The sequence below is a fragment of the uncultured Butyricimonas sp. genome (assembly GCF_959596855.1).
Classification (GTDB): Bacteria; Bacteroidota; Bacteroidia; order Bacteroidales; family Marinifilaceae; genus Butyricimonas; species Butyricimonas muris.
Genome location: NZ_CAUFYA010000029.1, coordinates 38,233 through 50,788 on the forward strand (window position 1 = coordinate 38,233; position 12,556 = coordinate 50,788).

Below are 12,556 nucleotides of genomic sequence, written 5' to 3' on the forward strand. Positions count from 1 at the left end.
GAGGCGAGTTTAATTACAATCTGTCCGATAAGATTTACCCGATCTTATCGGATTTCTTTTATCACGATATTTCGACCCTTAATCGTGTAGTCCACGTTCTGGGTCTTTTTCAGCATATCCAATATTTTTGAAATATTCTCGTACTTCCGGATCACCCCGTAAAAAGTCTTTTCCCGCAACACGGGCGACTCGATCGTGATATCCACGTCATACCAACGGGCTAATTTACGCATCATACTCTCCATATTCTCCTCGTCAAACACAAAGAGCTGATCTTTCCATCCCACGTAACTCTCCACGCTGACTTCCCGGCTCTCGATATTCCCCGTGCGTACATTCATCTCTGCCTGTCGTCCGGGAGTCAGCACCACCGGTTGTCCCAGCTGCATTTCCGAAGTTACCCGCACACTTCCGTTTACCAACGTAGTCTGTATCACGGGCTCATTCCGATAAGCCATTACATTAAACGCGGTACCCAACACCCGTATTGCCATACCTTCACAATGTACCTCAAACGGTTTTCCCGTGCGTGTCACCTCGAAATAGGCTTCACCTTCCAGATACACATCCCGTCGCTCACCCGTGAAAACCACCGGGTAACGCAACCGGGTTTCCGAATTCAACCACACTCGTGTCCCGTCTGCCAGTGTCAATCGATACTCTCCCCCGCGGGGAATAATTATCGTGTTGTACTCCAACTTTGTCCCCGAAACATTTCCATCCACTTGATAAGCGAGTATATTTGAATCATTCTTTACCGTTATTCCGGCCATACACGAAAGGTCTTTTGCCTCTCCGGCTGTCAAATCTATCCTGCTGCCGTCAGCCATTTCCAATATAGCACGTTCTCCACCGGGAAGCACATCCGCCACCACCGGACTCGGCTTCTGTTCTTCGCCCGTGAATAAAAGGAGTCCTACAGCCAGCAAAGGTATCAATAACACAGCAGCCACCCGCACAAACCAACGTATCCGTCGAACTTTTCGTCCGGTCTGCCGCACGCCGGGCATTACCCTCTCCTTCACCTTTTCCAAAGAATAAGCCTCATATTCCCGTAATCTTCCGGCAACAAATTCCGCCTCCGTCACCCGCTCGTAAAAAGCCTTGTGTTCATCACTTTCCGCCAACCATTCTTCCAAAGCTTTCTCTTCATCCGGAAGAATAATTCCTTTCATTCGGGCTGCAATCCACGAAGCTATCTTCAAATTATTCTTGTCATTTACCATACTTGCATTTCTACCATTTGAACAAATAACGACTACCCTATCAAAAAGAATGACAAGTTTTCCATTTATTTTCAAAAAAAATAATCCATCTTAAAAATCAACCGATATGAACGAAACAAAATCCGATATAAATTCTTGGAAACGACACCGTGTTTTACACGGATTTCGCCATACCGGATTATTCGGCAACAATCTCTACAGCCATAAAAAAGCTTCCCCGAAAACCACTAACACGACTCCTGCACCAAAACGATTTTTCAAGGTCGTCATCGCCCGTTGTTTTTGTGTTTTCACCGTGTGGATAGATACTTTCAACGTGTCGGCAATCTCTTGATTACTCAAACCTTCCAATCCCAATTTGAATACCCGGGCACATTCGGTCGGCAATTCTTCTATCGCCCGATAGAGTTGCCCCAGCAATTCCTCCTCGATCATCTTCTCGTCCAAAGTATCTTCGCTCAACTCCCGAATCAGCTCGTTTTCATGCTTCTCTATCACTTGCTGATGCTTTAATTGATCCAAACACTTATTCCGGGCACTCTGGTAAAGAAATACACGAATCGGCAGTAAAGCAACAAAATCTTTCCGCCGCTCCCACAAACTCATAAAACTTTCCTGTACAATGTCTTCCGAGAAAACATCATTTTTCAGAATAGAGTTACAATAAAAATAAAGAGACTTGCCGTAAGTTGTCAACAAGAAAGCCAAAGCTTCCTCATCGCTTTCCCGGAGTCTTTTCACCAGATAATCCGGCTCTTCCCGAAATCTCTTGTTTTGTAAACTTCTATCTATCACGATGCATAAATTTATACAGGATCATTTCAATATTAACGGTATTCGCTTCCGGCAAATAATTCCATTTGTCGTAATTCCCTCCACGGTAACGGTATATTTCCCGTAAGTATCAGCGGTATAGAACGACAGCTTTGCCGGATTTCCCTTGTCTATCGTCACAACCGGCTTCCAGTAAATCGTGGAACGTTCGTCATAGCGGTTGTCCTTGCGTACGGAATCCACGTCATATTTCGGTACATAGAATTCATCCGGTACTTGATACCCCAGTAGCTTAAACGGTAATACGTTCGGACGTCCCAAGGGTTTCGGAGTCCATCCCGGTTCCGCTGAAATAATCAACACCCCGTTCGCTCCTCGTTCGCCAAAAAAGATCTGTCCCTGCATACGGTCTAACAAAGAAATATTCCGTAACGCACCTACCGGAATCAACCGGATTTGATCCATCGGCTCCTCGAAATCATTCACCAGTACATAAAGTTTACGCCCGAACTGCTTGAAACAATCTTCCCCCTCGTCATCCTTCTCGAAAGTGACACCGGGCAACAATTGGATAATCTGGGTAATATCGAACATCCCATTCTCGGCAATTTTGGCGGAATCCAACTGGTGGTTCGCCAGATTATCATAGAACGAGTAGGACTTCTTGATTTTCCGCCGGACGACTTGCACCTCGTCCAACACGTATATTTTCTCGCCATTCTCGTAATAGTAATTCAACCCGTGTTGCTTGTAAAATTCCTCTTCTTTCTTTTTCTCCTGCATATTATAGGGTAAATCATAAACGGCAGGCAGAAATTCATCCTCATCCACTCTCACGGTAACACCCCGACGCCCCTTCGCGCTCAATGCCTGTACCAGAAAACTCGTGCTGTCATGGAATGCTATTCCGTCCACGACAAAATTTCCCGTTTCGTCCGTTTCCACCATACGGCAAAGCCCGTAATTGGAAATCAACACGATATTCGCTCCTTTTGACTTCTTCCCCCAGAAATTATTTACCCGTCCGGACACGATTTGTCCGATTTCCAACGGGAATTTCATTTCAGAGAACTCTCCTTTAGCAATCTTGGAAATGTCAAAACGGGTCCACCCGTGAGTCATCATCACGAGGTCAAGGTGTGCGGCAACCTCCGGGGTCGTATCGTTAAAGTAATACGCGGGATGATCTATATACCCCTTTATATCGGAAGTCATCAGCAGATTGGACAAAATATTATCCTCCAGCGAATCCTGCACCACCTTATCATTGTCCGTGACAGAAATTGAAAAAGAGCCGTCCAGATATCCCTTGAAAGGTTCATCGAAATCAATTTCCATCTCCACCAGTTCCCGGCTGACATAAGTCGGTTTATTCGTGGTGATCTTCAATTCGGGACGTTGTTTGAGCTTCCTGAAAAACAAACGCTGGCTATACACGTTAGCATCCCCGTCCATCAACACGATATGTGAAATTCCCTCCGGAATAACACTCATATCGATACTTCCTTTCATTAATCCGTTTACCCGGTTGGACCCCAGAAGCATACCGCGGCAATGTACCAGAACATACAACTCTTTCGGTAATTTCGCATTCACGGCCTTAATTACCCGATAATGTAACATGGAGTCCTGCCCGATAAGCGAAATACCCCACCCGTCGTCAGAAACCTTGGGCAAATCAAATCGCTTTTCTACCCCTTCTTCCGTTCTCATGACGGCATAAAATTTCTTACCCGGATTCACCGGTAACTTGAAACATCCCATCCCGTCATGTACTGTTTCTATCGTGGCAATCACCACGGAATCCTGATATACTTCTCCGCTGGCATGAACGGCACGCCCATCCGCCCCGATAGCCTTGAACGCCACTTTCTGCCAATTATTGGACAACAACGAACCGCCTTCCGGGAAAAACTGCACGTCAAAATCCCGCAAATGGGCAGGTATATGAATATATCGCTTGAAAGGAAACGGACGTCCCTCCGGAAACTCCACCTCTATAGTTTTCATCGTGGTGTCAATCTTCACCTCGAATTTCCCCTCCTTATCCGTCCGGGCGTTTTTCTTGGAATACTGATCCTTTTTAATTCCGGCAATATAGGTCAGTAAAACCCTATCATAAGGCTCTCCCTCGCTGTCCAGCAACCGAATCGTCGCCGTGTAATTATTCTCCCGGTTTTTCGTGTAAGTCACATCCGTCCACACCTTAGAATCTTCCGGATTTATAACCCGTATTTTCTTCTTGAACAGGAAATCCTCCCCTTGATTCTGCATATAGTAAGTATATCCCCGCAAACAATAATCCCCTTGTTGCAAATCCTTCGGGATGTTCACCTGACCGTAAAAAGAGGAATCCCGTGACACCACCTTGATACGCTGCACGATAGAATCCCGTCGGTCTACCAAATCAACATACACGAATCGACTGTACACGATAGGCTGCAAGCCCGCCGCATGAACAAGATACGCCCGAAACCAGACTTTTTCCCCCACGTTATAGACACTTTTATCCGTGTGCAGATAAAGTTTTTCCTGCTGCAATTCCCGAATCTGTGCCGTGAGGTTACTCAATAACTTTTTCTCGAACGGGGACATTTCCTTAAACGCATAAGCCAGTAAAATAATCCCTAAAATGACAACGACTTTTTTCATACACCTACCACATAAAATTATTTATTCCTTTTAAACAGACTCCTCATCACGTCCGCCAAATCATCCAGACTATCATGTGAATCCGCGTGCGGTATACTCTTTAGCGCTCCAAGTTCCTGTTCACCTATACCTATTTGCATCGGGTAAATCAAAATACAACTATGCCTATTGAAATATTTGTTCAGATACGTCGGCACCAACGTCATGTTTTTCACGTAAGACGGGTAATTCCGACGGCTCATCACGATCATCAAAGCATCGTTCTCCTTCACATCACGGGAAATAATCAGGAAATCATCCCAATCGGCAAATTCATTAAATTCGACTTCAACAGCATGTTTCGCATTCACTTCCTGCAAGACCGACAACACCGAGGCATCAGCATAAAATATAATTTTACTACTCGAATTTTTAGCAATATTCCATATCCGTATCACCCAATACGGAAAACCGATTTCCCGTTCGGCACGAGGGGGAACTACCACGATATATCGTTTGATTGTCGATAAGGGTTGCGACGGACGGTACACCAAAGTAGTCGTCGCACATTTCGACAAAACCCGGTCTGTCAGATTACCTAGGAAAGTATCCGATATCTCGCCCTCTTTACGGAGTCCCAACACGATATCCGTGATCTTATGTTCTTTCGTGGCATTTTTAATACCGTTCACCACGTCGTCGTCGTAGCGCAAAGAAGTCACTAACTGGTTGTCCGTGGCGGCTGCCGCTTTCGTGGCTTTTTCCAATAACAGATTCGCTCTTTTTTCTGCCGTCGAATCACCCGTGTCCGCTTTAATCACGTTCAAAGCGGTCATGACCGACTTCGCTTTCTTTGATTTTATGGTTACGGCAAGATTGACCAACTCTTCCACGTTCTCGATATTACTCAACGGGATCAATATCCGGTCTTCCGCATCCTCGTCACTTTCCATCTCTTCCTCGGCAAACTCCGCCAAGGCTACCTCTTGCGCCCCTTTCTGCGTGGCAAAGGAAGCGACAATACAAGTCACCAGAATCATCACGATCGTACCGTTCAACACGCTCTCGTTCAGCAAACGAATCGGTTCCCCGTTCGGTGTCGTCCCTAATATCACGTTATACCCGACCAACACGGCTGCCAAAGTTGCCGCGGCTTGTGCGTTACTCAACCCGAAAATCAACGTTCTCTCCGAACTCGTGAATTTAAAATTCCGTTGAGTCAACCATGCCGGAATAAACTTGGAAACCGTGGCTACCACCGTCATAACTACTGCTACCCATATCGAAGTCAGATCATTAAAAAACACGTGAAAATTAACCAGCATCCCGACTCCTATCAAAAAGAACGGAATAAAAAGAGCGTTTCCCACGAACTCGATCCGGTTCATCAAAGCGGAAGTATTCGGAATCAGACGATTCAATGCCAACCCCGCAAGGAATGCCCCGATAATTGCCTCCAACCCGGCGGCTTCCGCCAAGAAAGAAGCCAAGAAAACCAATCCCAGCACAAAAATAAATTGCCCTACCCGATCATCATAACGCTTGAGATACCAATGTCCCACGACGGGAAAAACCCACAAGACAATAAACGCGAACAATACCGTCGAAACTCCCAGTCTGATCCAAAAACCTTGAGTCAGTTCCCCGGTAGACATTCCGACAATCACCGCCAACACGAGCAAAGCGAGCAGACAAGTAATAACAGTCCCCCCGATCGCAACATTAACCGCCCTGTTTTTCGTGATCCCGTATTTACTGACAATCGGGTAAGTCACCAAAGTATGCGAAGCAAACATACTCGCCAACAATATGGAAGTCGGATAAGAAAAATCCAATAAATAGACTCCCGCAAACGTTCCCAGAATCATCGGAATAAAAAACGTGTACAAACCGAATATTAAACTTCTCTTGCTATTCTTTTTGAAATCCGCCATGTCTATTTCCAGACCGGCAACAAACATGATATACAATAATCCTACCGTCCCGAACAACACGATACTGCTATCCCGATCCATAACGTGCAAACCGTAAGGACCTATCACCGCCCCGGCTATGATCAAACCGACAATATCCGGAATCCGGAACCGGTGTAACAAGAGAGGTGCAAACAGAATAATAAAAAGAATTACAGAGAATATCAACACCGGATTGGTCAGAGGCAATGTAACACTTAATATATTCAGATGCATCATAGGAAAAAAATTTAATTCTTTGCATTACAAATTTATTCTTTTTTAATGAAGAGAAAATCAAAAAAAGATAAATTTGTAGGCAAAATCATCAAAACTTTTAAAATAGCAAGTATCCATGAGAACTCTCATTAGCCTATTTCTGTTTATATCACTACTTTACTCGTGTCAAGACACGAACGTAAAAAAGCAACCCGTTGATTGGGTAGACCCACAAATCGGTTCAGTGCATTGTCGTTGGTTCTTCTATACACCCGCGGCACTCCCTATGGGTATGGCAAAATTAGCCCCGACGACAAACGCCTATGGAAGTTACGGAAGTTGGACTCCCTGTGGATATGATGACCGCCATCATTCAATCGAGGGCTTTGCCCATTTTCACGAGTTTCAAATCGGGGGAGTCGTGACAATCCCAACCACGGGCACATTGAAAACACTTCCCGGTTCTCTTGAAAATCCGGATGAAGGTTATCGTTCCCGCATCGACAAGAACACGGAATGCTCCACACCGGGGTATTATTCCGTGAATCTCACCGATTACAATATCAAAGCCGAACTCACGGCAACAACCCGCACGGGTTTTCACCGCTACACTTTCCCCGAATCATCGGAAGCAAGAATATTATTCGACATCGGACACAAACAAGGCGAAAGCGCAACCGTGACCGACGCAGAAGTAACCTATCATCCCGAAAGCAACGAGGTGACCGGTTGGGTGGAAAACTATCCGGTTTACGCCATTTTCTGTCAGCCGGAGGGAAAAGTGAAAATCTACTTTGCCGCCAAACTGGATAAGCAACCAGAATCCGTCGGTACATTTATCAATGACAAGATTACCGAAAATTCTCACGCCGTGCAAGGTCCCGGATGCGGATTATTCTTGAATTTCAAGACAAAAGAGCAGGAACAGATACAAATGCAGGTAGGACTATCCTACACGAGCATTGAAAACGCCCGCAACAATCGGGAAATAGAGTCAAAAGGCAAAACATTCGACAACGTGAGAAACAGCGCTCGCGAAACATGGAACGAAATGCTGGGACGCGTACAAGTCGAGGGTGGAACCGATGAAGACAAAACCAAATTCTACACCGGACTATACCATGCTTTACTCGGCAGAGGCATTGCCAACGACATAAATGGGCAATTTATTCAACATGACAAAACGGTCGGTCAAATTCCCTTGGATGAACACGGGCTACCGCAATACGCCCACCACAACACGGACGGCATGTGGGGCGGCTTCTGGAACCTCACGCAAATATGGACTCTCGCCTACCCGGAAATCTATTCCAGCTACGTGAAATCCAATCTCGACTTCTACAAAAATTCCGGTTGGTTACATGACGGCGAAGCCGCAGGAGTCTACACGAATGGCGTGCAAACCAACTTTCAAGGGCTAGTGATTTGTGCCGCTTATCAGGCAGGCATCCGGGACTTCGATATCCACACGGCATGGGACGCCGTGCGTAAAAACGAATTGGAATACATCGGCAGGGACATGGGTAACGGGAAATACGATAACGAATACTTTATCAAGAGGAGCTATATACCCCTGAAAGATTACCTGTACCCGAACGAATGGGTATGCAATTTCGGGGCATCCCACACGCTGGAATACGCATTCAGTTGCTATGCCGCAGCACAATTGGCAAAGGCCTTGGGCAAAACAGCCGAGTATGACACGCTGCTACATTACTCGCATGCTTACAAAAACCTTTTTGACCCCGAAACAAAATACATACGCCCGCGGGAAGAGGACGGCACATTCATGAAAGATTTCGACCCGATGAAAGGCTGGAAAGGATTCCAAGAAGGGAATGCCGCCCAATACACGTGGTACGTTCCGCATGACGTGAAAAATCTAATCTCCCTCATGGGAATAGATGTCTTCAACGAAAGATTGGAAAACACGTTCGCCGAGTCACGCAAGACTCTTTTCGGCGGCGGCAAAGAAATCGACAGTTTTTCGGGTGTCGAGAAACTGTACAACCAAGGTAATCAACCTTGCCTGCACGATGCTTGGTTATTCAATTATTCCGGCAAACCTTGGTTGACTCAACTATATAGCCGTCTAATTTGTGACGAGTTTTACGGACTCACTCCCGAACACGGCTATGGCTACGGGCAAGATGAAGACCAAGGACAACTGGGAGCATGGTACGTACTGGCTGCCATGGGACTGTTCGACGTGCAAGGGGGAACAAACATCACCCCGTCCTACCAAATCGGTAGCCCCAAATTCAACAAGATTACAATCAAACTTAACCCGAAATATTATTCCGGAAAAGAATTTATCATTGAAACGGAAAATTGCTCCCCGACAAACTATTACGTTCAATCCGCCACGTTAAACGGCAAACCGTTGGACGACTGCTGGTTCTATCGTAAGGAAATCATGAACGGCGGACATTTAAAATTAAAAATGGATTCTATTCCCAATACCCAATGGGGTATCGCATCCATACCCCACTCGAAATAAAAAAATAGAGGCGTTTCAATGAAACGCCTCTATTTTTTTATTATCAAACAATTTATTTTACCTCCCAAACGTCACCGCTGTTCAATAAATCGTCAACACAATGAATCGGTGATTTTGCTTTCACGTCTTCAATCTGTCCTTCCAGTGCATCATTATAAGTAATGCCTTCCACATCACGGATAACTCCCAATGCCACGGGATATTCCGGAGCTTTCATGTGCACCAGCATCCAATGTATAGAGGGATTCACACTATGAGCGTCATGTACCATGATATCGTCAAGAGTGATGCCATCTTTACCTATCTCCACAACTTTCAACTTTCCGGCTTTCATATCGAACATGATACCTTTATCTTTGTTCTTTCCAAAAACCATCGGTTCACCGTGTTTCAAAATCAACTGACGTTCCTCTTTCATTTCTTTATCGGTAATCGCGGCATGAGCACCATCGGCAAAAATCACACAATTCTGAAGAATCTCCACAACTGCAGTCCCTTTATGACGCACACCGGCCTCGATCACCTCGGCAGTCAAATTAATATTCATATCCAACGAACGAGCAAAGAATTTTCCTTGTGCACCGATTACCAATTCTCCGGGATTAAACGGAGTTTCAATCGTACCGTAAGGAGAAGTTTTAGTCTTCGTACCCAATTTCGTGGTCGGAGAATACTGTCCTTTTGTCAAACCGTAAATCTCGTTATTGAACACTAAAGTGGTAATATCGATATTCCGACGGATAGCGTGAATAAAGTGATTACCCCCGATTGCCAACGCATCTCCGTCACCGGAAACCTGAAGGATATTCAATTTCGGGTTAGCACTCTTTGCCCCGGATGCTATCGCGGCAGCACGCCCATGAATCGTGTGGAAACCATACGTGTTCATGTAGTAGGGGAAACGAGAAGAACACCCGATTCCGGAAATAACTGCCCACGATTCTTTCGGGTACCCCAATTCAGCCATGGCCTTTTGTACAGAGTTGATGATACCATGGTCACCGCAACCCGGACACCAACGAATCTCTTGGTTGCTCTTAAAATCTTTCGGTGTATATTGTTCTGCCATGATTATTTTCCTAATAATTCGGTTATTTTTTCTTTCAGCTCAACTACCGTGAAAGGTAATCCTGCTACTTTGTTATATTGATAATAAGTATATGCCGGGAATTTAGCTCTCAAATATTGAGCAAATTGTCCCAAGTTCAACTCGCAAACAATAATCTTTTTGAATTTCGCAAGCACTTCACCCGTGTTCTTCGGAAGCGGATTAATAAAATTGAAGTGAGCCAAACTAACATCCGCACCCTCTTCTCTCAGTTCCTTTACCACGGAATACAAGTGACCGTAAGTACCACCCCATCCGACAACAAGCACGTCGCCACCATCTTGGCTTCCGAACACTTCCTGTTCCGGGATATAATCGGCAATCTTAGCCACTTTCGCATCACGCAAGTCAGTCATCACCTGATGGTTTTCAGGAACATAACTAATCTCTCCGGTAACATTTACTTTTTCCAAACCACCGATGCGGTGTTCCAGACCTTTCGTTCCCGGCAAAGCCCACATTCTAGCCAAAGTTTCCGGATCACGAGCGTAAGGCTTGTAATCATCTCCCTCTTTAGCCACTCTCGGGGTTATCACCGGAAGATCTTTCATTGCCGGAATCTTCCACGGTTGCGCACCGTTTCCAAGATAACCGTCAGTCAACAGAACAACGGGAGTCATATGTTCAACAGCTATTTTAGCTGCCCAGAACGCGTAATCAAAACAGTTACCCGGGGTACTTGCTGCTACAACAGGCATAGGACTTTCACCGTTACGCCCGTAAAGAGCCTGCAACAAGTCGGATTGCTCCGTCTTCGTGGGAAGACCTGTTGAAGGACCACCGCGTTGAACGTCAACAATAACCAAAGGCAATTCAGCCATTACAGCCAATCCGGCAGCTTCGCTCTTCAATGCAAGGCCGGGACCGGAAGTAGTAGTTATAGCCAGATTACCCACGTAACTTGCACCGATAGAAGTACAAATTCCGGCAATCTCATCCTCTGCCTGATAGGTTTTCACTCCTAAATCGCGTCTTAATGCTAATTCCTGTAAAATATCCGTTGCCGGAGTAATAGGATAAGAACCGCAGAACAAAGGTAAATTAGCCTTTTCAGCCGCTGCAAGGAATCCCCACGCAGTTGCCTTGTTTCCGGTAATCGTACGGTAGCGACCTTTTTCTATATGAGCGGGAGCCACATTGAAGTGTACAGCTAAAGCGTGTACGTTGGCAGCATAATTAAATCCGCTTTCCAAAACTTTCACGTTAGCTTTCGCGATCTCCGGTTTCTTACCGAATTTTTGGTTAATAAAATCTCTCGTGTGATCTACCGTACGGTCAAACATCCAGTATATCATACCAAGAGCAAACATATTCTTACATTTAACGATAGATTTTTGATCCAGACCGCTGTCTTTCAAAGCTTCTTCCGTCAAAGTTGTCACTTTTACCGGGACTACATTATAATCCTGCAAGACAACATCTTCCAATGGATTTGCCTTATACCCTGCTTTCTCGATGTTCTTATCATTAAATGCATCCAAATTCACGATAATCGTTGCACCCTTTTTAGCCCAACGCAAATTAGCTTTCAGAGCGGCAGGATTCATCGCCACAAGCACATCAGCAAAATCACCCGGGGTTTTCACCGGATTATCCCCAATATGTACCTGAAAACCGGAAACACCACCTACAGTTCCTTGCGGTGCGCGTATCTCCGCGGGATAATCCGGAAACGTTGATACTCCGTTTCCAAATAAAGCTGCAGCATCCGAGAACTGCGAACCCGTCAATTGCATACCGTCTCCCGAATCCCCCGAAAAACGGATTACAATATTTTTTTTGTCGATAACTTCTGTCTTTTCACTCATGACTTAGTTACTTGTTCTTTAATATTAAATTACAAAATGTATATTACAAAATCACACAATTTTTATGTTGTAAAACATGCGTAAAGGTAGCCAATACAAATATCTAAACAAGTTTGCATCATTATTTTTTTCTCTCGATATATACCATTGACAATCAAGCCTGAGCATGTTGAAAAACATGTTTTTCAACACAAATAAAATAAAACAGTTCTAAACAAGGCTCGTTTTTCCGCCTTTTTTTGTTACTTTCTTGTTACGGTTGAAAATTCCAATGAATAATTTCCCTTTCAAAATGGAACAAAAACCTACCCAAAATTGTATAGATAATAAGTTTTGTA

Annotated in this window: 7 protein-coding genes; 1 reads left to right on the forward strand and 6 read right to left on the reverse strand. The window is 44.9% G+C overall.

Features of this window, described 5'->3' with window-relative positions; genetic code table 11:
- Positions 1–44: 44 nt before the first annotated feature.
- The 4 genes from Q5866_RS12965 to Q5866_RS12980 form a co-directional block, all read right to left on the reverse strand.
- Positions 45–1,226, reverse strand: a complete 1,182-nt coding sequence (locus Q5866_RS12965; RefSeq protein WP_303180660.1) for a FecR family protein — start codon at positions 1,224–1,226, stop codon at positions 45–47.
- A gap of 195 nt (positions 1,227–1,421) precedes the next feature.
- Entirely contained in the window at positions 1,422–2,021 is a 600-nt protein-coding gene (locus tag Q5866_RS12970) for an RNA polymerase sigma-70 factor (protein ID WP_176554918.1), read from the reverse strand.
- Between the two features lie 21 nt (positions 2,022–2,042).
- Positions 2,043–4,652, reverse strand: coding sequence for a hypothetical protein (locus Q5866_RS12975; RefSeq protein WP_303180662.1), 2,610 nt, complete (start codon positions 4,650–4,652; stop codon positions 2,043–2,045).
- 17 nt (positions 4,653–4,669) lie between these two features.
- Complete coding sequence (locus Q5866_RS12980) at positions 4,670–6,823, reverse strand: cation:proton antiporter (protein ID WP_186976716.1); 2,154 nt, start codon at positions 6,821–6,823, stop codon at positions 4,670–4,672.
- Positions 6,824–6,938: 115 nt separating this feature from the next.
- Between Q5866_RS12980 and Q5866_RS12985 the strand changes: the two genes are divergently transcribed.
- Positions 6,939–9,302, forward strand: a complete 2,364-nt coding sequence (locus tag Q5866_RS12985) for a GH92 family glycosyl hydrolase (protein ID WP_186976723.1) — start codon at positions 6,939–6,941, stop codon at positions 9,300–9,302.
- A 52-nt stretch (positions 9,303–9,354) separates the two neighbouring features.
- Here the strand turns inward: Q5866_RS12985 and Q5866_RS12990 are convergent, their stop codons facing one another.
- Both Q5866_RS12990 and Q5866_RS12995 read right to left on the reverse strand, forming a co-directional pair.
- Positions 9,355–10,371, reverse strand: a complete 1,017-nt coding sequence (locus Q5866_RS12990) for a 2-oxoacid:ferredoxin oxidoreductase subunit beta (protein WP_099290538.1) — start codon at positions 10,369–10,371, stop codon at positions 9,355–9,357.
- A gap of 2 nt (positions 10,372–10,373) precedes the next feature.
- Positions 10,374–12,218 carry a 2-oxoacid:acceptor oxidoreductase subunit alpha gene (locus Q5866_RS12995; protein WP_186976725.1) on the reverse strand — a complete coding sequence of 615 codons (1,845 nt, stop codon included), beginning with the start codon at positions 12,216–12,218 and terminating at the stop codon, positions 10,374–10,376.
- Positions 12,219–12,556: the final 338 nt, after the last annotated feature.